The following is a 24,307-nucleotide window of genomic DNA, read 5'->3' as shown; positions in this document are numbered from 1 at the left end:
ATGGGAGCCATGCGCATCCACATCGCCACCGATCACGCCGGTCTCGACTTCTCGACGCAGCTGCAGGATCACCTGCGCGCCGCAGGACACGAGGTCGTCGACCACGGCCCGGTGGAGTACGACGCGCTCGACGACTACCCGGCCTTCTGCATCCGCGCCGCCCGAGCCGTGGTCGCCGACCAGGCCGCAGGCGTCGAGACGCTCGGAGTGGTGTTCGGCGGCTCGGGCAACGGCGAGCAGATCGCCGCGAACAAGGTGCAGGGCGTGCGCGCCGCGCTCGTCTGGAACATCTCGACGGCAGAGCTCGCGCGCCAGCACAACGACGCCAACGTGATCTCGATCGGAGCGCGTCAGCACACGTTCGACGAGGTGACGTCGTTCATCGACACGTTCATCACCACCCCTTTCTCGGATGAGGAACGCCACGTGCGTCGCATCGCCCAGATCGCCGACTTCGAGCGCGACGGGTCGCTGCTCCCGGACCCGCGGGCCTGAGATGCCCGAGGGCCACTCCGTCCACCGGATCGCGCGGCAGTTCGATCGCAACTTCGTCGGCAAGGCCATGTCGGCGTCGAGTCCGCAGGGCCGGTTCGCCGAAGGGGCGGCGATCCTCGACGGTCGCGAGGCCGTGAGCGTCCAGGCCGTGGGGAAGCAGATGTTCCTCGAGGCGGAGGGCGACGTCTGGCTGCGCGTGCACCTCGGCCTGTACGGAGCGTGGGACTTCGCGGGCGAGATCGTCGTCGATCCGACGATCGCCTCGGCGAACGGGCGCATGGGGCAGACCAACCAGCGCGGCACCGTGCTCGACGAGCCCATCCTCGACGACGCGGGGGAGAACTCCCTGTCGTCCATCGGCGCGCCGCGACGCACTCGCGTGCACGTGCGCATGTCGGAGCAGACCAAAGGACTCGGAGACGACGACGTGGAGTGGCCGCCTCCGGTCGTCGGGCAGGTGCGTCTGCGCCTCATGACCGACATCACGGCGGCGGATCTGCGAGGGCCGACGGCCTGCGTGCTGCAGACGCCCGACGAGATGCTGGCGACCATCGCGAAGCTCGGCCCCGACCCGCTCGTCGGCGACCCGGTGGAGAACGAGGAGCGCTTCGTGCGCGCGGTGCGCAAGACGCAGACCGTGATCGCGCTGCTTCTCATGGACCAGTCGGTCGTCAGCGGGATCGGCAACGTCTACCGCGCGGAGATGTTGTTCCGGCAGCGCCTGAATCCGCACACCCCGGGCAAGCAGGTGCCGGAGGATGTCGTGCGCGCGCTGTGGCGCGACTGGGTGCGTCTGCTGGCGATCGGCGTCGAGACCGGGCAGATGATGACGATGGACGACCTCTCGCCCGAGGCCTACCGCGCAGCCATGGCGAGTCGCGACGACCGACACTGGGTCTATCACCGCGCCGGCCTGCCCTGCCGGGTCTGCGGCACCGAGATCGCTATCGAGGAGATCGGCGCGCGCAAGCTCTACTGGTGTCCTCGCTGCCAGGCATGACGCGGCGGTCATAGGCTGGGGGGATGCGTCAGAATCCCAGCTTCACCCTCGCGGACGTCGATGAGATCCGTCGTATCGTCGACGCGAATCCGTGGGCCACGATCGTCAGCAACGGCCCAGACGGACTGGTCTCGTCGCACTACGTCGTCCTGCTCGACGAGGACCGCGACGACTTGACGATCGTCGGTCACGTCGGTCGTCCCGACGACCTGATCCACGGCATGGGGGAGCGGGAGCTGCTGGTGGTGTTCCAGGGGCCGCACGGCTACATCTCCCAGGGGTGGTACGGCGACGTGCAGGCGGTGCCGACCTGGAACTACACAGCCGTGCACCTCGCCGGGATCCCGGAGATCCTCGACGACGAGGAGAACCTCGCGGTGCTCGATCGACTCGTCGACCGGTTCGAAGGACGGATGCCCGACCCCCGCCGTATGTGGGAGCGCCCCAACGACCCGGCATTCGTCACCCGCCTCGCTTCGGGCACCGTGGGCTTTCGGCTCACCCCGACCCGCGTCGTCGCGAAGCGCAAGCTCAGCCAGAACAAGCCGGCGGAGACGGTGGATGCCGTCATCGAGGCGCTGGAGAGCGGCGGGCCGTACACGCACCCCGAGCTCGCCGCAGAGATGCGACGGGCACGGGACGCCCGCGCGGACGCGACCCGGTGAGCGCGGCGGTGGGAGAGGTCGTCGGGACCGTCGCCTCGGTGCGGATCGCAGGCCCCGGTCGTGAGTTCCTCATCGACGAGGAACCCGTCGACGTCTTCCTGGATGACGGGCGGATCGTCGACATCGCCCCGGCTGGCGCGGTGCCTGCCCGGGGGGAGGTGCTCGACGGTGACGGCGCATGGGTCGTCCCCGGCCTCTGGGACAACCACGTGCACACGGTGCAGTGGGCACTCGAGTCGCAGCGCACGCCGCTCGGCGAGGCCTCCTCTGCGGCAGAGGCGGCGCGGATCATGTCCCAGGCGGCCCCGCTGCCCGACGGACGCCGCGTCGGCAGCGGATTCCGCGACGCACTGTGGCCGGACCAGCCGACCCTCGCTCTGCTCGATGCGGCGACGGGCGTCGTGCCGACGTACCTCATCAACGCGGACGTGCACAGCACGTGGCTGAACTCGGCCGCCCTGCGCCGGGAGGGGTTCGACGCCGTCGACGGAGTGCTCCGCGAAGCCGATGCTTTCGAGATCTCGCGGCGGCTCAATGCCGCCGACCCTGCGCACGGCGACCGCGCTGTCGCCGCGGCAGGAGTGCAGGCCGCTGCGCGAGGACTCACCGGACTCGTCGACTTCGACATGGCCTGGAACGCCGATGCCTGGCCGCGTCGGGTCATGGCCGGATTCGCCGCGCACCGCGTCGAGTTCGCCGTGTATCCGTTCGACCTCGACCGGGCGATCGGCGCGGGGTTGCGGACCGGCGAGACTCATGAGCTCGCGGACGCCCCGGAGGCAGGGCGCGGCCTCGTGCACGTCGGGCCGCTGAAGATCATCAGCGACGGATCGCTCGGCACCCGCACGGCTGCCTGCTCGCACGCGTACCCGGACGACCCCGCGAACTACGGGGTGCTGACGGTCCCGCCGGCCGAGCTCACCGAGCTCCTGACCACCGCGACCGGTGCGGGGCTGGGTGTCGCCGTGCACGCCATCGGCGATCGCGCCGTGACAGCCGCTCTTGACGCCTTCACGGCATCGGGGGCGGTGGGCACGATCGAGCACGCACAGCTGGTGCGCCACGCCGACCTCGCGCGCTTCGGTCGGCTCGGCGTCATCGCCAGCGTGCAACCCCAGCACGCGCTCGATGATCGCGACATCGTCGGTACCCACTGGTCGTCGCAGACGTCGATCGGCTATCCGCTGCGCGCCCTGCGAGACGCAGGGGTGGAGCTGCGATTCGGGTCGGACGCGCCGGTCGCACCCCTGGATCCCTGGCAGGCCATCTCGGCGGCCGTCGCGCGAACAGATGACGAGCGGGCACCCTGGCACCCGGAAGAGGCACTGCGGTTCGACGAGGCGCTCGGCGCCAGCGTGCGATCGTCGACGCGACCTGGCGAAGTCGCCGACCTCGTGCTGTGCGGCGCCGACCCTCGCTCCGCCGACGGCACATCGCTGCGGCGGATGCCCGTCGTCGCGACGCTTCTCGGCGGGCGTCTCACCCATCGAGGCTGAGCGTCATCGCGGTCGGCACCGAGAGAACGACGAAGGGCACCGGGATCGCTCCCGGTGCCCTTCCTCTTCTGCCTGATTACGCGGCGATGTGCGAGACGAGGAACCAGCGGTCCTTCTCGAGGCCGCGCATGATCTCGATCGCGACGTCCTGGCTCGTGAGGTCGACCTCGTCCAGACCGTCGATCGCGGCCTTCAGGTCGACGAGGATCGCGTCGATGTCGGTGATGACGGCGCGGACCAGCTCGTCGGACTGCGTGAAGCCGGCCGGAACGGACGTGTCGCCCGCCTTGCCTGCGACCGTGCTGACGCGCGCGTCGATGGGGAGGCCGAGAGCGACGATGCGCTCCGCGGCGGTGTCGGCGAAGTCGCCGGCGTGGGCGACGATCGTGTCGAGCAGCTCGTGCACGCCGACGAAGTTCGCACCGCGGACGTGCCAGTGAGCCTGCTTGCCGTTGATCGTGAGGGCCTGGAGGCCGAGGACGACGGGGGAGAGGAACTGGGCGGCTGCGGCCGCGACGGTCGGGTCGCTGGCGGTGGTGGGAACGGTCTGTGCCTTGCTCATCGTGACTCCTCCGGGAGGTGGTTCTTCTGCCTGATGATGACAACGCTACTCGTCTGGATTCATTCCGCAAGCAAGCGAAGGCTCGGCTTAGTGGCCCGGAATCACGCGGAAATCCGGGCTTGTGAGGGTAGTCTCGCCTTATGAGCATCGCAGCTGGAGCATCCGTCCTCGCCCTCGGCGACAAGGTCCCCTCGATCGCCCAGGCGACGTTCGTCGCCGACGGAGCGCGCCTCGTGGGCGACGTGCGGATCGAGCCGGGTGCGAGCGTCTGGTACAACGCCGTGCTCAGGGCGGACTCGGCGGAGATCCTCATCGGCGCGGGCAGCAACGTGCAGGACAACGTTTCCGTGCACGTCGATTCCGGCCGCCCGGTCCGGGTCGGCGCGAAGGTGTCGATCGGGCACAACGCGGTCGTGCACGGATGCACGATCGGCGACGGGTCGCTGATCGGCATGGGGGCCGTGGTACTGAGCGGCGCCGTGATCGGCGCCGGATGCCTGATCGCCGGCGGGGCGGTCGTGCTGAGCGGCACGGAGGTTCCGGACGGGTCGCTCGTCGCAGGAGTGCCGGGGAAGGTGCGGCGAGCCCTCACCGAGGAGGAGCGCGAGGGACTCATCGCCAACGCAGACATCTACCTCGGGCACCTGCGGACGCACGAGGACGCGTCTCCGGTGTGATCGCACCTGCCCGCTAGGCTGGTGCTCACGGGGCGGTGGCCAAGCTGGTTAAGGCAGTGGGCTCATAACCCAACGATCGCGGGTTCAAGTCCCGCCCGCCCTACCGTCGAATTCGCGCAGGTACGAGCATGTCAAGGCCTTGTCCCGGTGATGCACGGGCTGGCACTGTGAAGCACGGAACGGCCGGGCTCACCCTGTCCGGCTCGTCGGGAATCTAGGAGGCATCATGACCATCGGCACCGGCGTCGTGCTCTTCGTGATCGGAGCGATCCTCGTGTTCGCCCTCAACATCCAGCTCGACTGGGTCGATCTCGACATGGTCGGCTACATCCTGATGGCGGCGGGTGCGCTCGTCTTCATCATCGGCCTGGTCCTGCTCGTCGCCCGTCGCGGTCGTCGCGACACGGTCGTCGAGCGCGATGTGATCTGACGCGGATCAGTCCGCTGCGGACTCGAGAGCCCCGGGGCCGGCTTCGATCGGTTCCGGGGTTTCGAGGTGCTCGTCGACGAGAGTGATGCCACCGCTGGAATTGGCGGAGTGCGCGAGATCTTCGATCCATCGCCGGCTCAGCTCGGGGGTCTCCGGGTCCTGGAAGACGAAGCGCAGCGGGATCGACGGGTGGAGCCAGATGGTGGAGCGACCGCTCGGCTGACCGTCGGGGTGACGCCAGGTGAGGGTGAAGCTCTCATTGCGCCGGAGCTTCGTGGCGACGACGACCTTGAGGTGTGCGAGAGCGCGGTCGTCGATCTGGATCGGCTCGGAATCGCCATAGTACAGAGAACCCATATCTCGGAATCTAGGCTCTCGGGAAACCTGCTTCGCGCGGAGGACGTCCGCCACGCCAGGAGGGCGAACAGGGTGTTCGCCTCCTGTCATCGGCGATGCTTCCCCGCCGTCACGGACGGCAACACTCCGAATGCCTCGCGGTAGGCGGCGGCGAAGCGCGAGGGGTGGGCAAATCCCCATCGTCGCGCGATCGCAGCCACAGTCGTGGGAACTCCCGAGCGCAGTTCGCGGTGTGCGCCGTCGAGGCGCGCCTGCCGCAGGCATTCCGCCGGTGTGACATCGAGCGCCCGGCGGAACGCGTACTGCAGGCCGCGCGTCGAGATGTGCACGGCTGCCGCCACGTCATCGATCGTGATCGGCCGGTGGGCGTTCTCGGCGATGAACGCGAGCGCGCGTCGGACCGTCACGGGCGCCGGCGCGGTCTGAGGCGAGCGGGAGCGCCTGCTCAGGATGGTCGTCGGGAACGACGACAGCGTCGTGGTCGCCGCGTGCCGGGCGAGCTCCGCACGAAGCAGGACGTCGCCATCCTCCAGCTCCTGGATGCTGCGCTCGACGTAGTCGAACATGCGCTCCCACGCCGACGCTGCGGCGGCCGTGGAGGGGAAGAGGTCCGTGACGTGGAGTGCCATGGTGTCATCGCCGGTGAGGCGGCGCGCGAGCTGCTCGAGGGGCTCACGATCGAAGATCAGTGCTGTGACGCGAACACTCTCGTCCCAGTGCGCATGGACTCGTGGTCCGTCGGTCAGCCAGGGACGCGTTGGGTCGAGATCCGACCTGTCGGAATGCAGACGAACGCCTGCCCCGTCGACGCGGCAGGCCAGAAACTGATCCTGAGGCTCAGCGGTGGAGTGGACGCGCGCGGCGAGGTCATAACGGACGATGCTCATGCCGGCGAGTTCTTCGGAGTGCCAGTCGAAGCGGAAGCGCTGGGGGTCGACGTCGTGCAGGATCGCCGAGGGGACGTACTGCCGCCAGGTCTCCTCGACTCTGGCCACGTCACGGGTGTGGAATCGCACGGGGGAGATCCTCTCTCAGGAGCGCGCTGTGGGGGCGCACCGGCCACGTCCCGTCGATGGTGTCTTCGGGATCGATGCGGCCGATGCGGATGAAGTACTCGGTGAGGCTCGCTGCCTGGGAGCGGGCCCAGCCGATCTGCCTCTCGTGGAGCTCGGAGAGCGTCACGGGAAGCACGAACTGTCGGGCCAGCGCCTGGGCGATGCGACCGGCCGCGACGGCATCGGCGGAAGCATCGTGCGCGTCCTCGAGTGGCACCGCGTAATGCGCTGCGACGACCTGCAACGTGCGCTTACCGGGCCGATATCGATCATAAGCCTTGTCGATGACAAGCGGATCGATGACGGGGGACGGGTTCTCGAGCGCCGGGATGCCGTGCCGCCGTGCCTCGTGCGCGAGGAGAGAGAAATCGTACGAGGCGTTGTACGCGACGATCGGCACTCCCTGCGAGAGCAGCGAGGCGAGGGCTGCGGAGACCTGCGTCACCACCTCGAGTGCGGGGCGCCCCTGAGTCCGCGCGTGGGCGGTCGTTATCCCGTGCACGGCGGTCGCTGCGTCGGGAATGGGAATCCCGGGGTCGGCCATCCAGTTCCGTGCCGCGATCTCGACACCGCGCGCGTCGAGCAGGCCGACGTGCGCGGTCACGATGCGGTCGTTCTCGACGTCGACGCCGGTCGTCTCCAGATCGAACACCCCGACGCGCGTGATCCACTCGGGGATCGGGGCGTCGCGGGGCATGGGATCACGGTAGAGCCGGCCACCGACATCGGTCGGCAAGGACACGGGAGCGCTCCCCGGCATCCGTAGACTTGAGCCATGACCGTCCCGTCGCCGTACGCCGATCGCCTGAGCCGACTCCCGGTGGAGAGGCACGACGTCGAGGTGCGCGGGGCGGCCACCGCCTACTGGGTGTACGGACCGGCAGACGCCGAGGTCACCCTGATCGCGGTGCACGGGTTCCGCGGCGAGCACCACGGCCTCGAGTCCGTGCTGGCCTTCCTGCCGGAGGCCAGGGTCGTCGCTCCCGACCTGCCGGGTTTCGGTGAGTCGGCTCCCGTCCCCGGGAAGACGTACGACCTCGACGAGTACGTCGCGTGGTTGAGTGATTTCGCCGCGCAGGTCGCCCCCGGAGCCGTCATCCTCGGCCACTCCTTCGGCTCGATCGTCACCTCCGCCGCCGTCGCGTCAGGCCTCTCGACCCCGAAGCTGATCCTGATCAACCCGATCGGTGCGCCCGCGCTGGAAGGTCCGAAGGGTGTCATGACGCGCCTCGCGGTTCTCTACTACGCGCTGGGCGCGAAGCTGCCGGAACGGCTCGGCACCGCGCTGCTGAGGAACGGGCTGATCGTCCGGATCATGAGCATCGCCATGGCGAAGACCTCCGACCCGGCACTGCGACGATTCATCCACGATCAGCACGACACGTACTTCTCGCGCTTCGCCGACCGCGACGTGCTGCGGGACGCCTTCGTCGCGAGCGTCTCGCACGACGTGAGCCAGTTCGCCTCGTCCATCGACGTCCCGACACTGCTGATCGCGGCGCAACGCGACGACATCACGCCGATCGAGGTCGAGCGGGAGCTGGCGCTGCGCTTCGCCGACGCGGAGCTCGTCGAGATCGCCCATGTGGGGCACCTGATCCACTACGAGACGCCGGCCGAGGCCGCCGGCGCGATCCGTCGCTTCCTCAGGATTCCCGTTTCGCGAGCCCGATGAGCCCGGCGACCCGGAACGGGATGACCTCGCCCATGGCGAGCGACGTCTCGGTGCGCTCGACCCCCTCGATCGACAGGATGCAGGCGTCGGTGTCGAACAGGTGACGGGCGTCGCGGCACGCGACCCGCGCGAGCAGGTCGATGGAGCCGCTGAGACCGTGCGCCTGCACGACCTCGGGGATGCGCGCGAGCTCGTTGATGATGCGCGGCAGCTCGGTCTGACGCACGCCGATGCTCACGAAGGCCTGCAGGGGGAATCCGAGCACGTCGGTGGAGAACGACCTCTCGTAGGAGAGGAAGACGCCGGTCTGCTCGAGACGCGCCATGCGTGCCTGGATGGTGTTGCGCGAGAGGCCGAGATTCTCGGCGAGCGCCACGATCGTGACTCGCGGATCATCGGCGAGCGCGGCGAGGAGTTCCAGATCGATGCGGTCGAGGCCAGCCATAGTGCCAAAGAGTAGCAGGGCGGTATTCCGCTGAATTGAGCAACATGCTCAAGCGCTCTTCCATTGCTTGAGCGAGGTGATGAGCGGACGTACGCTCTGGTTAGCCGGTGACGATGCCGGACCCGCGTGCCGCGCCCCACGAGGACGCCGCGAATGAGGAGGACGATGATGTCACCGCAGATCACCCCGATCGCCGACACCGCGCAGGATCTGGAGCTCGCCGAGCGCATCCTGACCCCCGACGGCGCGCGGATCCCCAACCCGCAGCTCGACCGCTTCGTACAGGACGTCGACCCCGCGCAGCTGCGCGCGCTGCTCCGCGACATGGTCGTGCTGCGCCGTATCGACACGGAGGGCGTCGCCCTCCAGCGTCAGGGGCAGCTCGGCCTCTGGGCGCCGTGCCAGGGGCAGGAGGCCACGCAGATCGGCACGGCACGGGCTCTGGCCCCGCAGGACTACGTGTTCCCGAGCTACCGGGAGACCGGCGTCATCTACGCGCGCGGCGCTCAGCCCGGCGACTACGTGCGCATGTGGCGCGGTGAGGAAGGTGCGGGGCATGACCCTGCGGCACTCCGCGTCGCGCCGCTGCAGATCATCATCGGGGCGCAGTCGCTGCACGCGGTCGGGTATGCCCTCGGCATCCGTCACGAGGGAGCCGACGAGGTGGCCGTCACCTACTTCGGCGACGGCGCGACGAGCCAGGGCGACGTGAACGAGGCGATGATCTTCGCCGCGTCGTATCAGGCGCCCGTCGTCTTCGTGTGTCAGAACAACCACTGGGCGATCTCGGAACCGGTGGCGCTGCAGTCGCAGTACCCCATCGCAGGGCGGGCGCCGGGCTTCGGCATCCCCAGCCTGCGGGTGGACGGCAACGACGTGCTTGCCTGCCTGGCTGCGATGCGGTGGGCGCTCGACCACGCTCGGTCGGGCAAGGGCCCCGCCTACATCGAGGCCGTCACGTACCGGATGGGGCCGCACACGACGGCCGACGACCCGACGAGGTACCGCCCGGCCGAAGAGCTCGACGCGTGGCGCGACCGCGACCCGATCGCCCGTCTGGAGACCTACCTGCGGGGGATCGGCGAGCTCGGCGACGAGCACCTCGCGGAGACGCAGGCGGCGGCGGATGCCGTGGCGAAGGAGATGCGAGCGGAGTGCCTCGGCATGGTCACCCGTGAGCCCCTCGCGGTCTTCGACGGCGTGTACGCCGAGCCGCACGCCGGGCTCGAGCGCCAGCGCGACGAGTACGCGGCGTATCTCTCGACGTTCGAGGGCGAGGTCTGATCGTGGCGGAGCTCACTCTCGGGAAGGCTCTCGGGGCAGGATTGCGTCAGGCGATGCGCGACGACGACAGGGTCGTGCTGCTGGGCGAGGACATCGGGAAGCTCGGTGGGGTCTTCCGCATCACCGACGGGCTGCTCGACGAGTTCGGGGCCGCGCGCGTCATCGACACCCCGCTGGCGGAGTCCGGCATCGTGGGGATGGCCGTCGGACTCGCGTTCCGCGGATACCGCCCGGTCGTCGAGATCCAGTTCGACGGCTTCGTGTACCCGGCGTTCGACCAGATCGTCGCGCAGGTCGCGAAGCTGCACTACCGCACACAGGGACGGGTGAGGATGCCGATCACGATCCGCATCCCGTGGGCGGGTGGCATCGGCGCCGCCGAACATCACTCGGAATCGCCGGAGGCGTACTTCGTGCACACGGCGGGCCTGCGCGTGATCGCCGTCTCGAATCCGGAAGACGCCTATCGCAGCCTTCGGCAGGCGATCGCGAGCGACGACCCGGTGATCTTCTTCGAGCCCAAGCGCCTGTACCACCACAAGGGGGCGGTCGACCTCGAGGCGCCCCTCGCGGACGCTGCGCCGATGGGACTCGCGCGCGTCGTGAGACCAGGCACGGATGCCACGCTCATCACCTACGGGGCGATGGTGGGCACCGCGCTGCAGGCCGCCGATGCCGCGGAGGACGAGGGCGTCTCGCTCGAGGTGATAGACCTGCGGTCACTGTCGCCCGTCGACTACGACTCCGTGGCCGCATCGGTGCGCAAGACGGGACGCGTGGTCGTCGCTCACGAAGCCTCCCGCGAGGCGGGTGTGGCCGCCGAGGTCATCGCGAGCATCACCGAACGCTGCTTCGAATACCTCGAGTCGGCGCCGCTGCGGGTGACGGGTCACGACATCCCGTACCCGCCCGCGAAGCTCGAGAAGCACCACCTCCCCGACCTCGACCGGCTGCTCGACGCGGTCGACCGGGTCATGGACCGACCGAACAGCCTGACGGGGGCCGACGCATGATCGCAGAGTTCCGCCTTCCCGACCTGGGCGAGGGCCTGACCGAGGCCGAGGTCGTGCAGTGGCTCGTCTCCCCGGGCGACCCCGTCGCGTTGAACCAGACCCTGGCCGAGGTCGAGACCGCGAAGGCCGTCGTCGAACTGCCCTCGCCGTACGAGGGCACCGTCTCGACTCTGCATGCCGAGGCGGGGGAGACCGTGGCCGTCGGGGCGCCTCTCATCGCCTTCGACGTCGAAGGCGGGGATGCGCCGGCAACCGCGCCTGAGCAGCCCGCCACCGCGGAGGCCGAGGAGAAGGCGCAGCCCAACCTCGTCGGCTACGGCGCGGCACCCACGGCATCCGGCCGCCCCGCGCGTCGCGCGCGTCGTGGGGGAGCGGCGCGGCCCGCCGACACCGCCGTGCTCGAGGCGGCGCCGCACGACGCCACGCCCTCGCTGTCGTCGGAGACCGTCGTCGAGCGACCGCGCTCCACTCCGCCGGTGCGCGCGCACGCGAAGCGCCTCGGCGTCGACCTGGTGCTGATCGCCGCGGAGCTCGGTGACCGGCTCATCACCCGTGCCGACGTCGACGCCTACGCGGCCCGCGTCGGAGCGGCGCCGGTCATGGCTCCGCCGTCGACGACGGCGGCGGCGCCGGCCTCGGCGGTACCGGACAGTCCGGCCGGACTCGGCGCGCGGGACCGCGAGACGCGCATCCCGATCCGCGGAGTCCGCAAGCACACGGCGGCCGCCATGGTGCAGAGCGCGTTCACGGCGCCGCACGTCACGGTCTTCCACACGGTCGATGTGACCGCGACCATGGACCTCGTCGCCTCGCTGCGGGAGGATCGGCGTTTGGCCGAGCATCGGATCGGACCGCTGGCCGTGGTCGCCAAGGCCGTGTGCATGGCCCTGCCGCGCACACCGGGCCTCAACTCCCGGTGGGACGAGCAGGCGGGCGAGATCGTCGAGCACGGATACGTCGACCTCGGCATCGCCGCGGCGACCGACCGCGGTCTCATCGTTCCGCACATCCGCGAGGCCCAGTCGCTCACGCTGACACAGCTGGCCGACGCGATCGCCGCCCTGGCGAGCACGGCACGGTCAGGCAAGACATCACCGGCTGAACTCGCCGGCGGCACCTTCACGATCTCGAACATCGGCGTGTTCGGCGTCGACGCCGGCACCCCGATCCTGCCGCCGGGGCAATCGGGCATCCTCGCGGTCGGTGCTGTCCGGCGACAGCCCTGGGAGTACCGCGGCGAGATCGCGCTGCGGCAGCTGATGACGCTGAGCCTGTCGTTCGACCATCGGCTGGTGGACGGCGCGGAGGGTGCGCGCTTCCTCAAGGACGTCGCCGACGTGCTGGAGGAGCCGGGTCGCGCGATGCTGTTCAGCTAGGTGCACGCAGCGCTGCCTCCGCCATCGCCCCGAGAACCGACGCGGTGGTGGAGCGGCGCCGTGACGCGGACCGCGTGCTGTGCGGAGTGGAGTTGATGAGGCCGAAGCAGGCCTGCACGCGCAGGCGCAGCTCGTCGGAATCCGCATCGACGAGGGGCGCGAGCGTGCGGATCCACAGCTCGATGTAGGCGCGCTGCAGGCGCCGGACCTCGGCGTGGTCGCTCGCGGCGAGTTGTACGACGTCGCGGTCGTGCACACGGATCACGTCGGCGTGGCCGAGCGCGAACTCCACGTGGAACGCGATCAGCGCGCGCATCCTCTGCGCGTCGTCCGCCGCCTTCGCCGCGACGTCGGTGCCACCCGAGACGAGGTCGTCGCTGACCTTGACCAGCACGGCGCCCAGCAGAGCCTGCTTGCCCGCGAAGTGACGGTACACGGCGGGGCCGGACACGCCGACGGCCGCACCGATGTCCTCCAGGCTCACGCCGTTGTAGCCGCGCTCGGCGAAGAGGCGCGCGGCCTCGCGGAGGATGGCGTCGGAGCGCTCGGCTTTCGCTCGATCTCGGGCCGTCACAGGGGTTGTCATCTCAGTTAATCCTCGCTAACCTGATGCCATCGGTTAGTGAACACTAACCGAAAGCGCATCGAGCGCGCCAGATCGTTACCGAGGCGCGATGTGGGTCGAGGAGGACAACACGATGCCCGTAACCCAGGAGACCCTGGCCGACGAACTGCGCGAGCGCCTCGCGGCCGCCGCACTCGGCGGATCGGAGTCCTCGCGACAGAGGCACGTCGCCCGGGGGAAGCTGCTCCCGCGAGACCGCGTCGCGCGGCTTCTCGACGAGGGCAGTCCCTTCGTGGAGATCGCGCCGCTCGCCGCCGACGGTCTGTACGACGGCGAAGCACCGGGGGCCGGTGTGATCGCGGGCATCGGCCTCGTCCACGGTCGGCACGTGATGGTCGTCTGCAACGACGCCACCGTCAAGGGCGGCACCTATCTGCCCCTCACCGTGAAGAAGCACCTGCGCGCGCAGGAGATCGCGCTCGAGAACAGGCTGCCCTGCCTTTACCTCGTCGACTCCGGCGGTGCGTTCCTGCCGAGGCAGGACGAGGTGTTCCCCGACCGCGAGCACTTCGGCCGCATCTTCTACAACCAGGCGCGGATGTCGGCGGAGGGCGTCCCGCAGCTGGCCGCCGTGCTCGGCTCCTGCACCGCGGGCGGCGCCTACGTGCCGGCCATGAGCGATGAGACCGTCATCGTCCGCAACCAGGGGACGATCTTCCTCGGCGGGCCGCCGCTCGTGAAAGCCGCGATCGGCGAGGTCGTGACGGCTGAGGAGCTCGGCGGCGGCGAACTGCACGCCCGTCGCAGCGGGGTCGTCGACCACCTCGCCGACGACGACGAGCACGCACTCGAGATCCTGCGCGACATCGTCGCCACGCTCCCCGCTCCTGCGGCGCCGGCGTGGGAGGTGCACGAGAGCAGGCCCCCCTCCGAACTCGGCTCGCTGTACGACGTCGTGCCGGTCGACGTGAACGAGGCTTACGACGTGCACGTGGTCATCGACCGCCTCGTCGACGGAGACAGCTTCCGCGAGTTCAAGGCCGAGTACGGCACCACGCTCGTCACCGGTTTCGCCCGGCTGCACGGCCACCCGGTGGGCATCGTCGCCAACGACGGCGTGCTCTTCAGCGAGTCGGCTCTCAAGGGCGCCCACTTCATCGAGCTCTGCGACCAGCGCGGCATCCCCCTGCTGTTCCTGCAGAACATCACCGGCTTCATGGTCGGATCGGATGCCGAGGCCGGCGGCATCGCGAAAGACGGCGCGAAGATGGTGACGGCCGTCGCGAGCACCAGGGTGCCGAAGCTCACTGTGATCGTCGGCGGCTCGTTCGGCGCCGGCAACTACTCCATGTGCGGACGCGCCTACTCTCCCCGGTTCCTGTGGACCTGGCCGGCCAGTCGGATCTCCGTCATGGGCGGCGCCCAGGCGGCGTCCGTCCTCGCCACGGTGAAGGAGGACCAGCTCGCCGCTCGAGGCGAGTCGTGGAGCGCCGATGAGCGTTCCGCCTTCCAGCAGCCGATCCGCGAGCAGTACGAGACGCAGGGCGAGCCGTACTACGCGACGGCACGGCTCTGGGACGACGGCATCATCGATCCCGCTCAGACCCGCGACCTCCTCGGTCTCGCGCTCGACGTCGTCGCCCGCACCCCGCTGCCCGAGCCCCGCTTCGGCCTCTTCAGGATGTGACCGCCATGTCGACCACCCCGTACTTCTCCACCGTCCTCGTCGCGAACCGCGGCGAGATCGCCCGGCGCATCATCCGCACGCTGCGGACCCTCGGCATCCGGAGCATCGCGGTGTACAGCGATGCCGACGCCGAGGCGCCGCACGTCAGCGAGGCCGACGACGCCGTGCGGATCGGACCTCCTCCGGCCGCCGACTCCTACCTCGACATCGACGCCGTGATCGCGGCCGCACGGAGCACCGGCGCCCAGGCGATCCACCCCGGTTACGGCTTCCTGTCGGAGAGCGTGGGTCTCGCGGAGGCGTGCGCCGAGAGCGGCATCGTCTTCATCGGCCCCGGGGTCGATGCGCTGCAGATCATGGGCGACAAGGCGCGAGCCCGCGACCACGTCATGCGCTCGGGTGTGCCCGTGGTGCCGGGCTTCGACGCGCGCGGGCTGTCGGACCGGGAGATCGCCGACGAGGCGGGATCCGTCGGCTTCCCCCTGCTCGTGAAGCCCAGCGCGGGCGGCGGAGGCAAGGGCATGGAGGTGGTCGCCGATGCCGCCGGCCTCGCGCCCGCCCTCGCCTCGGCGCGGCGGGTCGCGAAGGCGGCCTTCGGCGACGACTCGCTCATCCTCGAGCGGCTGATCCGCAGGCCCCGCCACATCGAGGTGCAGGTCTTCGGGGACGCACACGGAACGGTCATCGCGCTCGGCGAGCGCGAGTGCACCCTTCAGCGCCGCCACCAGAAGGTCATCGAGGAGGCGCCGTCTGCGGGCATCCCGGAGTCGACGAGGCAGACCCTCCTCGAAGCCGCCGTGCAGGCGGCGGAGAGCGTCTCGTACGTGGGCGCCGGCACCGTGGAGTTCCTCGTCGACGCCGACGCACCGGACGACGTGTTCTTCATCGAGATGAACACGCGGCTGCAGGTGGAGCATCCCGTCACGGAGGAGGTCACCGGCCTCGACCTGGTGGAGCTGCAGCTGCGCGTCGCCGCGGGCGGCAGGCTGGATCCGGCTCCGGAGCTGACCGGTCACGCGGTCGAGGCGCGGGTCTACGCCGAGTCTCCGCACCGCGGGTTCCTCCCGTCGACGGGACGGGTCCTGCTGTTCCAGCCGCCCCCCGGTGTGCGGGTGGATGCCGCGGTGGAGTCCGGCTCCGAGGTGTCGGGCTTCTACGATCCGATGATCGCGAAGATCATCGCCGTGGCCGACGACAGGCAGACCGCGCTGCGCCGGCTCGACGAGGCGCTTGCGGCGACCGTGGTGCTCGGCGTGGAGACGAACATCGAGTTCCTCCGACAGCTCTGCCGCGACCCGCGAGTCGTCGACGGAGACCTCGACACGGGCATCATCGAGACGCTTCTGCCCGTCGTGGCCGAGCCGCCCTCACCGGCGATGCTCGCCGCCGCGCGAGAGACCGTTCTGGCGGCCCGCGCTGAGAAGGCCGTCCGCGCGGCGCGCGCCGGCGGCGTGTGGGCGGCGCTCTCCGATCCGCGACGGCGCACTCTCGCCTTCCTGACGGAGGACGGCCAGGTGATCGACGGCGTCGAGGAGATGCGCGGTGCCCGGGCCTCGACGGCGATGGACGCCGAAGGCGCGGTGTGGGTGAGCGAGGACGGGAGATCCGCCCGCCTCCGGCCGCTCGACCGACGGGCCGCCACCGCGAGACGTCTGCAGACACGTGACCAGGACGCGGCGGGGGCGGGGCCCGAGGGCCGTGCGCCCATGCCGGGCAGCGTCGTCGCCGTGCACGTCGTCGACGGAGCGACGGTGAAGGCGGGCGACCCGCTCGTCTCCATCGAGGCGATGAAGATGGAGCACCCGGTGCTCGCCCCGCAGGACGGCATCGTGCAGGTGCTCGTCGCCGTGGGGGACCAGGTTCGACGCGACCAGCCGGTGGCGCGAGTGACGGAGGAGAACGAATGATGGATCAGCTGACCGAGGAGGAGCGCGAGCTCGCCGCGATGGTGCGGGAGTTCGCCGAGACCGTCGTCGCGCCCCAGTCGTACGAGGCGGACCGCACGCACACCCTGTCGATGGACGTCGTGGCGGCGATGGGCGACCTCGGGCTGTTCGGCCTCCCGTTCCCCGAGGAGTACGGCGGACAGGGCGGTGACTACATGGCGCTCGGCATCGCCATCGAGGCGCTCGGGCGCGTCGACCAGTCGATCGCCATCACGCTGGAAGCCGGAGTGAGTCTCGGCGCCATGCCGATCTTCCGCTTCGGCACCGAGGAGCAGAAGCAGGAGCTCCTTCCCGACCTGCTGGCCGGACGCGCCCTCGCCGGCTTCGGCCTCACCGAGCCCGAGGCGGGCAGCGACGCCGGAGCCACGCGCACCACGGCCCGTCTCGAGGGCGAGGAGTGGGTGATCGACGGCTCCAAGCAGTTCATCACGAACTCGGGGACGCCGATCACCCGGTTCGTCACGGTGACCGCCGTCACCGGTCAGGCCGACGGGCGCAAGGAGATCTCGACGATCATCGTGCCCAACGGCACCCCCGGATTCACCGTCGAGGCCCCGTACGACAAGGTCGGCTGGAACGCGTCCGACACGCATCCGCTCACCTTCGACGGCGTCCGCGTGCCGGCGACGAATCTGGTGGGCGAGCGGGGGAGCGGCTTCCGCAACTTCCTCAGCATCCTCGACGAGGGACGGATCGCGATCGCCGCGCTGTCGACGGGAGCAGCGGAGGGATGCCTCGAAGCCGCCGTCGACTACGCGAAGAGCCGCACGATCTTCGGCAGCGCGCTCAGCACGCGGCAGAACGCGCAGTTCACGCTCGCCCGCATGCGCGCCCGCGTGCACACCGCTCGGCTGGCCTGGCATCACGCCGCTCGCCTGCGCGACGCCGGGCGCCCGTTCGCCGAGCAGGCAGCGATCGCGAAGCTCGTCGCGGGGGAGGCTGCGATGGACAACGCGCGCGACGCGACGCAGATCTTCGGCGGCAACGGCTTCATGAACGAGTTCCCCGTCGCGAGGCACTACCGGGACTCGAAGATCCTCGAGATCGGCGAGGGGACGACCGAGGTGCAGCTGCTCGTGATCGCGCGGGCCCTCGGGCTCGCCGGGTAGCGTGGCGGCATGACCACGCACGACATCGTTCAGCGCGGGCTCTACTTCGAGGAGTTCGAGGTCGACGCCCGCTACCTGCATCGTCCGGGGCGCACCGCGACCGAGGCCGACAACGTGCTGTTCACCACGCTCACCATGAACACGCAGGCGCTGCACCTCGACGCGGCGTTCGCCGACGCGCGAGAGCCTTTCCACGCGCGCCTCATGAACTCGATGTGGACGCTGTCGACGATGGTCGGGTCGTCCGTCGCGCAGCTGACGCAGGGAACCCTCGTGGCCCAGCTCGGGTTCGGTGAGATCGCGTTCCCCCATCCGCTCTTCGCCGGTGACACCCTCTACACCGAGAGCGTCGTCTCCGAGAAGCGGCTGTCGGGCTCGCGCCCCGGCCAGGGCATCGTGTCCATCGCCCACACCGGTCGCAACCAGGACGACGTCGTCGTCGCGACCGCCACACGGTCGGTGCTCGTGCGCTGCCGTCCGGAGGAGGAGACCCGATGACGTTCGAGCTCGGACCAGCCCTGCTGTTCTGCCCAGCCGATCGCCCGGAGCGTTTCGACGGCGCGCTCCGGAAGGCCGACGCGGTCATCCTCGACCTCGAGGACGCCGTGCTGCCCGACGCCAAGGTCGCGGCGCGGGGGAACCTCTTCGACGCGCCCCTCGATCCCGACCGCGTGATCGTACGGGTGAACTCGCCTGAGTCGGCCGAGTTCGTCTCGGATCTCGCGACGCTGAACCAGACGGACTTCCGTCGGGTGATGGTGGCGAAGACCGAAGACCCCGAGGCGCTGTCGGCTTTCGACGAGCGCTTCGAGCTGATCGCCCTGTGCGAGACGGCTCGCGGGGTGCAGGCCGCGGATCGCATTGCCGCCCACCCCCGCGTGGTCGCGATGATGTGGGGGGCCGAGGACCTCGTCGCCTCGCTCGGCGGCACCTCGAGCCGGACCGACGCCGGGCGCTACCGCGACATCGCCCGCTACGCACGGTCGCGGGTGCTCCTGGAAGCGGGCGCGCAGGGCAAAGCTGCGATCGACGCCGTGCACATCGACATCGACGACATCGCGGGACTCGAGGCCGAGGCTCGGGATGCCGCGGCGTCGGGCTTCGCTGCGACCGCGTGCATCCACCCGAGTCAGGTCGCGGTCATCCGGGCTGCGTATGCACCGGACGTCGAGACGGTCGAGTGGGCCGGTGCCGTGGTGAGCGCGGCGGAGTCGGAGCGAGGCGTCTTCCGGTTCCGCGGGCGGATGATCGACGAGCCGGTGCTGCGGCACGCACGGTCGATCCTCGCCCGCGCGCGCTGAGCAGAGTCGTTAGGCCGCCGAGGGCGGCCGGTCAGAGCAGGATCGCCGACTCGAGAAGTCGCAGGGAGCCCGGCGACGCCTCGAAGCGGTGCACAGAGCCGTTCGCGAGGACCTCGCCCACGCGGGGGAGCGTGCCACCGGACACGTGGTCGATCAGCGACCGGATCACCCCGCCGTGGGTGACGACGATCACGGACTCTGCCAGGGGCGCCGACCGCCGTCGCGAGTCCCGGGCGATGCCGTCGAGGGCGCGCAGCGCACGGTCGGCGACGCCCTCCAGAGTCTCGGCTCCCGGCACCGGGGCGAGCCAGTCGCCGTACAGCTCGAGGTACTCGGAGACGAGCTTGCCCTCGCCGTCGCCGAACTCCCGTTCCCGCATGTCGGGGACGAGCGTGGGGGAGTCCAGCCCGAGCTCGGCCGCGATGATCTCCGCGGTCTCACGCGCACGCACGAGCGGGCTGGCGTAGATCGCGTGGTGACCGCCGCCGGTGAGACGCCACGCAGCGGTCCGCGCATCCTCCCGCCCCGTTTCATTCAGCGGGATGTCGGTCGACCCCTGGATGCGCCTGGCCAGGTTCCAGTCGGTCTGGCCGTGACGGACGAGAGTGATGAGGGTCATGAGAGCAGCTCCTGCAGGGCGGGGAGGACGTCGCTGGTGCCGGCGGCGATGGTCACGTCGGCCCACACGTCGGCGCGCGTCGGTTCGCGATTGATGATGACGAGCGGGATGCTGCGGCGGCGCGCCCGCTCGACGAGGCGCACGCCCGAGTTCACGACGAGGGACGACCCGGCGACGATCATCGCGTCGCTCGACCGCAGCAGCGATTCGGCCGCCTTGAAACGGTCGAGCGGGACGTACTCGCCGAAGAACACGACGTCGGGCTTCAGCATCCCGTCGCAGACCGTGCACGACGGCACGACGAATCCCTCGGTGCTCTCCGGCAGCACGTCGCCGTCCGGAGCGAGCTTGACGTTCTCGGGCACCGTGATCCAGGGATTGCGGTCCTCGATCTGCGTGGCGATGTCGCGACGGTCGAAGACCTGGCCGCAGCGCAGGCACAGCACCCGGCGCATCGTGCCGTGCACCTCGATGACGTGCGAGCTCCCGGCGCGCAGATGCAGTCCGTCGACGTTCTGCGTGATCACGCCGCTCACACGGCCGGCTGCCTCCATCTGGGCGAGCGCGACGTGTCCGGGGTTGGGTTCCGCTCGGGCGAACGCGCGCCAGCCCAGATGACCGCCGACCCAGTAGCGGCGGCGTGCCGCCTCGTCGCCGAGGTAGCGCTGGATCGTCATGGGATCGGAGCGCGTGCGAGCGCCCTCGCCGCGGTAGGCGGGGATGCCGGAGTCGGTCGAGATGCCCGCGCCCGTGAGAAGGGCGATGCGGCGTCCGGCGAGGAGTTCGGCGGTGCGAGCGACGACGGCCGACAGCTCGGCCGGACTCGAATCGCTCACGGGACCTCCTGCAGCGAGTCTACGGCGTGACGCCGACAGCGGGCCGCAGGTGGGAGAGTGGACCGGTGGAACTGCTGGAACTCACGGATGCCGACGACCCCCGCCTCGACGACTACCGCGGCCTCACGGACACGGCGCTGCGTCGGATCTCTGAGCCCACGGGCGGCCTGTACATCGCGGAGTCGGCCAAGGTGATCGAGCGCGCCGTCGCCGCCGGGCACCGGCCCCGCTCCGTGATGGTGCAGCGGCGGTGGGTCGACGGCATCCGCTCGACGATGCAGGGTCTCGACGTCCCGGTCTACGTGGTCCCCGATACCGTCGCCGAAGCGGTCGCGGGGTTCGCCGTCCACCGCGGCGCCCTCGCCTCCATGCACCGCCCCGAGCTGCCGAGCGTCGCCTCGGTCGTGGCGGATGCTCGGCTGGTCCTCATCCTCGCCGACATCGGCGACCACGCGAACATCGGCGCCGCGTTCCGGGCGGCGGCCGGGCTGGGAGCGGACGCCGTGCTCGTGTCGCCCGGCTGCGCTGACCCGCTCTACCGGCGCAGCGTGCGGGTCAGCATGGGCACCGTGTTTCAGGTGCCGTGGACGCGCATGCCCGACTGGACGGGCGCGATCGAGGCGCTCCACGACGCGGAGATCGCGACGGCCGCGCTGGCGCTCGACGACCGGGCGGTCCCCCTGCGCGAGTTCGTTCGCGAGCGCCCCGAGCGCGTCGCGCTGATGATGGGGTCCGAGGGGGACGGGCTGTCTGCGGAGGCTCTCTCGCTGGCCGACCACGTCGTGACGATCCCCATGAGCGGGGGAGTGGACTCGCTCAACGTCGCCTCGGCAGCCGCCGTCGCTCTCTGGGCACTCGGCGATCACTGACGCCCGCCCGGGGGACTGAGCCTCCGCCCGGGGCACTGACGCTCCGTCCGGGTGCTGATCCTCCCCGGGGGTCTGGGTCAGCGGTTCTCGGGCAGTCGGAGGAACGGCGCCGCGTCGGGGCGCTTCGCCGCCACATGGTCACCGGAGGACTGGTGACGCAGACGGCGCAGCACCCACGGGACGAGGTGCTCGCGGGCCCACCCGAGGTCCTCGGCGCGCGCCTCGCGCCAGGTGCGGACCGGCAGGGGTTCCGGCTGCATCGCTTCGAGGTCGTTGGGCACGTTGAGGGCGCGCAGCACCATGCGCGCGACCTCGTGGTGGCCGAGGGCGTTGTAGTGCAGGCGGTCGTCGTCGAAGAACCGCATGTCCTGCACGACCTTCAGCGCCCACTGATCCGCGACGATGCAGTCGTGGCGATCGGCGATCGCCCGCACGTTCTCGTTGTAGATCGCGACCTTCCCTCGGAAGGGACGGAACACCGGCGTGAAGCCCGTGTCGATGCCGGTGAACAGCAGCACCGCCGCGCCGGTCGACGCGAGGCGGGCGACGGCGTCCTCCAGCTGCGCGGCGATCGCGTCGGGATCGGTCCCGGGACGGATCACGTCGTTGCCGCCCGCGCAGATCGAGACGAGGTCGGGGCGCAGCTCGACGGCCGGTTCGATCTGGTCCTCCACGATCTGCGCGATGAGCTTGCCGCGCACGGCGAGGTTCGCATAGGCGAAGTCGTCGACGTCCTGCGCCAGCACTTCGGCCACGCGGTCCGCCCAGCCGCGGTGTCCACCGGGTACGGCGGGATCGGGGTCGCCGATGCCCTCGGTGAACGAGTCGCCCACGGCCACGAAACGGCGCCACGGGTGGGGCGTGTCGTTGGCCACGTACGGGGTCCGAGTCGAATCCTGGTCGGTCATCCAGCTCTCCTTCGCGAACGTGCGCCGCGCATCGATGGCGGCGGCGCAGTGACCGAGCCTACTCCGCCGGTCGGCATCCGCGCCGGTGCGATCCGGTGTCGGCGGCAGCGATTATCGTTGTCTCGATGCTTTCTCCGTCCTTTCCCCAGCGCGCCCCGTGGGGAACCGCCAACAAGCTGCGTGCCTGGCAGCAGGAGGCTCTCGAGCAGTACTTCGAGGCGGATCAGCGCGACTTCCTCGTCGCCGCGACACCCGGGGCAGGCAAGACCACGTTCGCCCTCACCCTCGCCGTCGAGCTCATGCGCAGCGGCGAGGTGAACCGGATCATCGTCGTCGCTCCGACCGAGCATCTGAAGACCCAGTGGGCAGATGCCGCGGCTCGCGTGCACATCCGGCTCGATCCCCAGTTCAAGAACAGTCACTGGGCGCCGGCGCGCCACTATCACGGCGCTGTCGTGACCTACGCGCAGGTGGCGGCGAAGTCGTCGGTGCACCGTCACCTCACCGAAGACGCGAACACGCTCGTGATCCTCGACGAGGTGCACCATGGCGGTGACGCGCTGAGCTGGGGCGACGCCATCCGCGACGCGTACGGACCGGCCAAGAGGCGCCTGCTCCTCTCCGGAACCCCGTTCCGCAGCGACACCGCGCCCATCCCGTTCGTCGAGTACCACCCGGACGAGTCCGGGGCGCGGATCTCGCGGACCGACTACAACTACGGCTACGGACGAGCCCTCGCCGACGGCGTCGTGCGGCCGGTGCTCTTCCACATGTACGCGGGCAAGATGCGGTGGCGCACGAGCTCGGGCGACGAGCTCGAGACGCACCTCGGGCAGGACAATACGAAGGACGTCACGTCCCAGGCCTGGCGTACCGCTCTCGATCCGGAGGGCGAGTGGATGCCGGCGGTGCTCTCCGCCGCTGATCGTCGCCTCACCGAGATCCGCCACCACATCCCCGATGCCGGCGGACTCGTGCTGGCCACAGACCAGACCGTGGCGCGGGCCTACGCCAAGATCCTCCACAGCATCACGCGCCAGCAGCCGACGATCGTGCTCTCCGACGATGCGACGGCCTCCGAGCGGATCGAGAAGTTCAGTGCGAGCGACGATCGCTGGATGGTCGCGGTGCGCATGGTGTCGGAGGGTGTCGACGTGCCGCGCCTCGCGGTCGGGGTCTACGCCACGTCGTCGTCGACGCCGCTGTTCTTCGCGCAGGCCATCGGGCGCTTCGTGCGCGCCCGCCGACGGGGCGAGGCGGCGAGCGTCTTCCTTCCGCAGGTTCCCGTCCTCATGGGACTGGCGAACGAGATGGACAAGCAGCGCGACCACGCGCTCGATCGACAGTCGAAAGACGACGACGGACTCGAGGACTCACTGCTCGACAGCGCGAACCGGGAGGACGACGCGTCGGACGCGCTGACCCAGGAGTTCAGCTATCAGGCGCTGTCGTCGATCGCGCACTTCGATCGGCTCGTGTTCGAGGGCCAGGAGTTCGGTCAGCTGGCCGAACCGGGCACCCCGGAGGAGGAGGAGTTCATCGGGTTCCCCGGGCTCCTCGAGCCCGAGCACGTGCATGAACTCCTGATGCAGCGTCAGGCGCGGCAGTCCCGGCTCCGTGAAGCGCGCGAGGCGGCGGCCGGGCCCACCGAGACGACCACGCTCCCCGCACCCCTCCATCGCACGCTCAAGGAGCAGCGGCAGCTGCTGAACAGCCTCGTCGGGCTCTACGCGCGGCAGAAGGGCGAGCCGCACGGAGCAGTGCACGCCGAGCTGCGTCGCATCTGCGGCGGTCCGGCTGTCGCGCAGGCGACGGTCACCCAGCTGCAGGCCCGGATCGACGTGCTGCGCAAGCGCGTCCGCTCCTGACCGACGCCTCACGCGTCCCTCCTTCGCCGCCCCGAAAAGCTGGCAATCACGGGTTTTCGGCGTGCACGC

Annotated in this window: 26 protein-coding genes and 1 tRNA gene; 18 read left to right on the top strand and 9 right to left on the bottom strand. The window is 70.2% G+C overall.

The window, feature by feature from the left end; all coding sequences use genetic code 11:
- Window positions 1-9: 9 nt before the first annotated feature.
- Genes MRBLWO14_RS00470 through MRBLWO14_RS00455 form a run of 4 tightly spaced genes read left to right on the top strand, consistent with a single transcriptional unit; the run spans window position 10 to window position 3,656 of the window.
- Window positions 10-495: a ribose-5-phosphate isomerase gene (locus tag MRBLWO14_RS00470; protein WP_341934539.1), complete on the top strand. Its 486-nt coding sequence runs from the start codon at window positions 10-12 to the stop codon at window positions 493-495.
- A 1-nt stretch (window position 496) separates the two neighbouring features.
- A complete protein-coding gene (locus tag MRBLWO14_RS00465; protein WP_341934538.1) occupies window positions 497-1,495 on the top strand; it encodes a DNA-formamidopyrimidine glycosylase family protein in 999 nt (332 codons plus the stop codon).
- Window positions 1,496-1,518: 23 nt separating this feature from the next.
- Entirely contained in the window at window positions 1,519-2,160 is a 642-nt protein-coding gene (locus tag MRBLWO14_RS00460) for an FMN-binding negative transcriptional regulator (protein ID WP_341934537.1), read from the top strand.
- Window positions 2,157-3,656, top strand: a complete 1,500-nt coding sequence (locus MRBLWO14_RS00455) for an amidohydrolase family protein (RefSeq protein ID WP_341934536.1) — start codon at window positions 2,157-2,159, stop codon at window positions 3,654-3,656. The genes MRBLWO14_RS00460 and MRBLWO14_RS00455 overlap by 4 nt, the downstream gene beginning before the upstream one ends.
- 76 nt (window positions 3,657-3,732) lie before the next feature.
- Here MRBLWO14_RS00455 and MRBLWO14_RS00450 read toward each other — a convergent pair whose 3' ends face one another.
- Window positions 3,733-4,218, bottom strand: coding sequence for a DNA starvation/stationary phase protection protein (locus tag MRBLWO14_RS00450; protein ID WP_341934535.1), 486 nt, complete (start codon window positions 4,216-4,218; stop codon window positions 3,733-3,735).
- A 140-nt stretch (window positions 4,219-4,358) separates the two neighbouring features.
- On the opposite strand from MRBLWO14_RS00450, the gene MRBLWO14_RS00445 reads away from it, so the two are divergent.
- The 3 genes from MRBLWO14_RS00445 (at window position 4,359) to MRBLWO14_RS00435 (ending at window position 5,325) form a co-directional block, all read left to right on the top strand.
- Window positions 4,359-4,895 carry a gamma carbonic anhydrase family protein gene (locus MRBLWO14_RS00445; protein WP_341934534.1) on the top strand — a complete coding sequence of 179 codons (537 nt, stop codon included), beginning with the start codon at window positions 4,359-4,361 and terminating at the stop codon, window positions 4,893-4,895.
- A gap of 29 nt (window positions 4,896-4,924) precedes the next feature.
- A tRNA-Ile gene (locus MRBLWO14_RS00440) sits at window positions 4,925-4,998 on the top strand.
- A gap of 123 nt (window positions 4,999-5,121) precedes the next feature.
- On the top strand, window positions 5,122-5,325 hold the full coding sequence (locus tag MRBLWO14_RS00435) for a DUF6458 family protein (protein WP_341934533.1): 204 nt from the start codon (window positions 5,122-5,124) through the stop codon (window positions 5,323-5,325).
- Between the two features lie 6 nt (window positions 5,326-5,331).
- On the opposite strand, the gene MRBLWO14_RS00430 is transcribed toward MRBLWO14_RS00435, so the two are convergent.
- The 3 genes from MRBLWO14_RS00430 to MRBLWO14_RS00420 form a co-directional block, all read right to left on the bottom strand.
- Window positions 5,332-5,682 (bottom strand): hypothetical protein, encoded by a 351-nt coding sequence (locus tag MRBLWO14_RS00430; protein WP_341934532.1) that lies wholly within the window; start codon window positions 5,680-5,682, stop codon window positions 5,332-5,334.
- Between the two features lie 86 nt (window positions 5,683-5,768).
- Window positions 5,769-6,698: an AraC family transcriptional regulator gene (locus MRBLWO14_RS00425; RefSeq protein ID WP_341934531.1), complete on the bottom strand. Its 930-nt coding sequence runs from the start codon at window positions 6,696-6,698 to the stop codon at window positions 5,769-5,771.
- The gene (locus MRBLWO14_RS00420) at window positions 6,679-7,434 is read right to left on the bottom strand and encodes a 3'-5' exonuclease (protein ID WP_341934530.1); all 756 of its coding nucleotides are present in this window, start codon (window positions 7,432-7,434) and stop codon (window positions 6,679-6,681) included. Before MRBLWO14_RS00420 ends, MRBLWO14_RS00425 begins: the two co-directional genes overlap by 20 nt.
- Window positions 7,435-7,512: 78 nt before the next feature.
- Here MRBLWO14_RS00420 and MRBLWO14_RS00415 point away from each other — a divergent pair, with 78 nt between their 5' ends.
- Window positions 7,513-8,412, top strand: a complete 900-nt coding sequence (locus MRBLWO14_RS00415) for an alpha/beta hydrolase (protein ID WP_341934529.1) — start codon at window positions 7,513-7,515, stop codon at window positions 8,410-8,412.
- Here the strand turns inward: MRBLWO14_RS00415 and MRBLWO14_RS00410 are convergent.
- Window positions 8,384-8,857 carry an Lrp/AsnC family transcriptional regulator gene (locus MRBLWO14_RS00410; RefSeq protein WP_341934528.1) on the bottom strand — a complete coding sequence of 158 codons (474 nt, stop codon included), beginning with the start codon at window positions 8,855-8,857 and terminating at the stop codon, window positions 8,384-8,386. The two genes, MRBLWO14_RS00415 and MRBLWO14_RS00410, sit on opposite strands and share 29 nt — an antisense overlap.
- Before the next feature lie 168 nt (window positions 8,858-9,025).
- Here MRBLWO14_RS00410 and pdhA point away from each other — a divergent pair, with 168 nt between their 5' ends.
- Genes pdhA through MRBLWO14_RS00395 form a run of 3 tightly spaced genes read left to right on the top strand, consistent with a single transcriptional unit; the run spans window position 9,026 to window position 12,530 of the window.
- The gene (gene pdhA, locus MRBLWO14_RS00405) at window positions 9,026-10,141 is read left to right on the top strand and encodes a pyruvate dehydrogenase (acetyl-transferring) E1 component subunit alpha (RefSeq protein ID WP_341936243.1); all 1,116 of its coding nucleotides are present in this window, start codon (window positions 9,026-9,028) and stop codon (window positions 10,139-10,141) included.
- A 2-nt stretch (window positions 10,142-10,143) separates the two neighbouring features.
- The gene (locus tag MRBLWO14_RS00400) at window positions 10,144-11,154 is read left to right on the top strand and encodes an alpha-ketoacid dehydrogenase subunit beta (RefSeq protein WP_341934527.1); all 1,011 of its coding nucleotides are present in this window, start codon (window positions 10,144-10,146) and stop codon (window positions 11,152-11,154) included.
- On the top strand, window positions 11,151-12,530 hold the full coding sequence (locus tag MRBLWO14_RS00395) for a dihydrolipoamide acetyltransferase family protein (protein WP_341934526.1): 1,380 nt from the start codon (window positions 11,151-11,153) through the stop codon (window positions 12,528-12,530). The genes MRBLWO14_RS00400 and MRBLWO14_RS00395 overlap by 4 nt, the downstream gene beginning before the upstream one ends.
- On the opposite strand, the gene MRBLWO14_RS00390 is transcribed toward MRBLWO14_RS00395, so the two are convergent.
- Entirely contained in the window at window positions 12,523-13,116 is a 594-nt protein-coding gene (locus MRBLWO14_RS00390) for a TetR/AcrR family transcriptional regulator (protein WP_341934525.1), read from the bottom strand. The two genes, MRBLWO14_RS00395 and MRBLWO14_RS00390, sit on opposite strands and share 8 nt — an antisense overlap.
- 88 nt (window positions 13,117-13,204) lie before the next feature.
- Here MRBLWO14_RS00390 and MRBLWO14_RS00385 point away from each other — a divergent pair, with 88 nt between their 5' ends.
- Genes MRBLWO14_RS00385 through MRBLWO14_RS00365 form a run of 5 tightly spaced genes read left to right on the top strand, consistent with a single transcriptional unit; the run spans window position 13,205 to window position 19,138 of the window.
- Window positions 13,205-14,782, top strand: coding sequence for a carboxyl transferase domain-containing protein (locus tag MRBLWO14_RS00385; RefSeq protein ID WP_341934524.1), 1,578 nt, complete (start codon window positions 13,205-13,207; stop codon window positions 14,780-14,782).
- Window positions 14,783-14,787: 5 nt separating this feature from the next.
- A complete protein-coding gene (locus tag MRBLWO14_RS00380; RefSeq protein ID WP_341934523.1) occupies window positions 14,788-16,689 on the top strand; it encodes a biotin carboxylase N-terminal domain-containing protein in 1,902 nt (633 codons plus the stop codon).
- Window positions 16,689-17,837 carry an acyl-CoA dehydrogenase family protein gene (locus MRBLWO14_RS00375; protein WP_341936242.1) on the top strand — a complete coding sequence of 383 codons (1,149 nt, stop codon included), beginning with the start codon at window positions 16,689-16,691 and terminating at the stop codon, window positions 17,835-17,837. Before MRBLWO14_RS00380 ends, MRBLWO14_RS00375 begins: the two co-directional genes overlap by 1 nt.
- A gap of 9 nt (window positions 17,838-17,846) precedes the next feature.
- On the top strand, window positions 17,847-18,335 hold the full coding sequence (locus MRBLWO14_RS00370) for a MaoC family dehydratase (RefSeq protein WP_341934522.1): 489 nt from the start codon (window positions 17,847-17,849) through the stop codon (window positions 18,333-18,335).
- A complete protein-coding gene (locus tag MRBLWO14_RS00365; RefSeq protein WP_341934521.1) occupies window positions 18,332-19,138 on the top strand; it encodes a CoA ester lyase in 807 nt (268 codons plus the stop codon). The genes MRBLWO14_RS00370 and MRBLWO14_RS00365 overlap by 4 nt, the downstream gene beginning before the upstream one ends.
- A gap of 31 nt (window positions 19,139-19,169) precedes the next feature.
- Here MRBLWO14_RS00365 and MRBLWO14_RS00360 read toward each other — a convergent pair whose 3' ends face one another.
- A complete protein-coding gene (locus MRBLWO14_RS00360; RefSeq protein ID WP_341934520.1) occupies window positions 19,170-19,757 on the bottom strand; it encodes a histidine phosphatase family protein in 588 nt (195 codons plus the stop codon).
- The gene (locus tag MRBLWO14_RS00355; protein WP_341934519.1) at window positions 19,754-20,593 is read right to left on the bottom strand and encodes a Sir2 family NAD-dependent protein deacetylase; all 840 of its coding nucleotides are present in this window, start codon (window positions 20,591-20,593) and stop codon (window positions 19,754-19,756) included. The genes MRBLWO14_RS00360 and MRBLWO14_RS00355 overlap by 4 nt, the downstream gene beginning before the upstream one ends.
- A 65-nt stretch (window positions 20,594-20,658) precedes the next feature.
- On the opposite strand from MRBLWO14_RS00355, the gene MRBLWO14_RS00350 reads away from it, so the two are divergent.
- On the top strand, window positions 20,659-21,462 hold the full coding sequence (locus MRBLWO14_RS00350) for an RNA methyltransferase (protein ID WP_341934518.1): 804 nt from the start codon (window positions 20,659-20,661) through the stop codon (window positions 21,460-21,462).
- A 77-nt stretch (window positions 21,463-21,539) separates the two neighbouring features.
- Here the strand turns inward: MRBLWO14_RS00350 and MRBLWO14_RS00345 are convergent, their stop codons facing one another.
- Complete coding sequence (locus MRBLWO14_RS00345) at window positions 21,540-22,370, bottom strand: SGNH/GDSL hydrolase family protein (RefSeq protein WP_341934517.1); 831 nt, start codon at window positions 22,368-22,370, stop codon at window positions 21,540-21,542.
- A 125-nt stretch (window positions 22,371-22,495) separates the two neighbouring features.
- On the opposite strand from MRBLWO14_RS00345, the gene MRBLWO14_RS00340 reads away from it, so the two are divergent.
- Window positions 22,496-24,238, top strand: coding sequence for a DEAD/DEAH box helicase (locus tag MRBLWO14_RS00340; RefSeq protein ID WP_341934516.1), 1,743 nt, complete (start codon window positions 22,496-22,498; stop codon window positions 24,236-24,238).
- Window positions 24,239-24,307 lie beyond the last annotated feature (69 nt).

This window comes from Microbacterium sp. LWO14-1.2, from assembly GCF_038397715.1.
Lineage (GTDB): Bacteria > Actinomycetota > Actinomycetes > Actinomycetales > Microbacteriaceae > Microbacterium.
Note: the sequence above shows the minus strand (reverse complement) of the source record. Positions and strands in the feature narration are given on the sequence as shown.

What these genes read in the sequence shown, in the direction of transcription:
- MRBLWO14_RS00470 (WP_341934539.1), top strand. Translation starts at nt 10, where the DNA reads ATGCGCATCCACATCGCCACCGATCACGCCGGTCTCGACTTCTCGACG.
- MRBLWO14_RS00465 (WP_341934538.1), top strand. Translation starts at nt 497, where the DNA reads ATGCCCGAGGGCCACTCCGTCCACCGGATCGCGCGGCAGTTCGATCGC.
- MRBLWO14_RS00460 (WP_341934537.1), top strand. Translation starts at nt 1,519, where the DNA reads ATGCGTCAGAATCCCAGCTTCACCCTCGCGGACGTCGATGAGATCCGT.
- MRBLWO14_RS00450 (WP_341934535.1), bottom strand. Translation starts at nt 4,218, where the DNA reads ATGAGCAAGGCACAGACCGTTCCCACCACCGCCAGCGACCCGACCGTC.
- MRBLWO14_RS00445 (WP_341934534.1), top strand. Translation starts at nt 4,359, where the DNA reads ATGAGCATCGCAGCTGGAGCATCCGTCCTCGCCCTCGGCGACAAGGTC.
- MRBLWO14_RS00435 (WP_341934533.1), top strand. Translation starts at nt 5,122, where the DNA reads ATGACCATCGGCACCGGCGTCGTGCTCTTCGTGATCGGAGCGATCCTC.
- MRBLWO14_RS00430 (WP_341934532.1), bottom strand. Translation starts at nt 5,682, where the DNA reads ATGGGTTCTCTGTACTATGGCGATTCCGAGCCGATCCAGATCGACGAC.
- MRBLWO14_RS00420 (WP_341934530.1), bottom strand. Translation starts at nt 7,434, where the DNA reads ATGCCCCGCGACGCCCCGATCCCCGAGTGGATCACGCGCGTCGGGGTG.
- MRBLWO14_RS00415 (WP_341934529.1), top strand. Translation starts at nt 7,513, where the DNA reads ATGACCGTCCCGTCGCCGTACGCCGATCGCCTGAGCCGACTCCCGGTG.
- MRBLWO14_RS00410 (WP_341934528.1), bottom strand. Translation starts at nt 8,857, where the DNA reads ATGGCTGGCCTCGACCGCATCGATCTGGAACTCCTCGCCGCGCTCGCC.
- pdhA (WP_341936243.1), top strand. Translation starts at nt 9,026, where the DNA reads ATGTCACCGCAGATCACCCCGATCGCCGACACCGCGCAGGATCTGGAG.
- MRBLWO14_RS00395 (WP_341934526.1), top strand. Translation starts at nt 11,151, where the DNA reads ATGATCGCAGAGTTCCGCCTTCCCGACCTGGGCGAGGGCCTGACCGAG.
- MRBLWO14_RS00390 (WP_341934525.1), bottom strand. Translation starts at nt 13,116, where the DNA reads ATGACAACCCCTGTGACGGCCCGAGATCGAGCGAAAGCCGAGCGCTCC.
- MRBLWO14_RS00385 (WP_341934524.1), top strand. Translation starts at nt 13,205, where the DNA reads ATGTGGGTCGAGGAGGACAACACGATGCCCGTAACCCAGGAGACCCTG.
- MRBLWO14_RS00380 (WP_341934523.1), top strand. Translation starts at nt 14,788, where the DNA reads ATGTCGACCACCCCGTACTTCTCCACCGTCCTCGTCGCGAACCGCGGC.
- MRBLWO14_RS00375 (WP_341936242.1), top strand. Translation starts at nt 16,689, where the DNA reads ATGGATCAGCTGACCGAGGAGGAGCGCGAGCTCGCCGCGATGGTGCGG.
- MRBLWO14_RS00370 (WP_341934522.1), top strand. Translation starts at nt 17,847, where the DNA reads ATGACCACGCACGACATCGTTCAGCGCGGGCTCTACTTCGAGGAGTTC.
- MRBLWO14_RS00365 (WP_341934521.1), top strand. Translation starts at nt 18,332, where the DNA reads ATGACGTTCGAGCTCGGACCAGCCCTGCTGTTCTGCCCAGCCGATCGC.
- MRBLWO14_RS00360 (WP_341934520.1), bottom strand. Translation starts at nt 19,757, where the DNA reads ATGACCCTCATCACTCTCGTCCGTCACGGCCAGACCGACTGGAACCTG.
- MRBLWO14_RS00345 (WP_341934517.1), bottom strand. Translation starts at nt 22,370, where the DNA reads ATGACCGACCAGGATTCGACTCGGACCCCGTACGTGGCCAACGACACG.
- MRBLWO14_RS00340 (WP_341934516.1), top strand. Translation starts at nt 22,496, where the DNA reads ATGCTTTCTCCGTCCTTTCCCCAGCGCGCCCCGTGGGGAACCGCCAAC.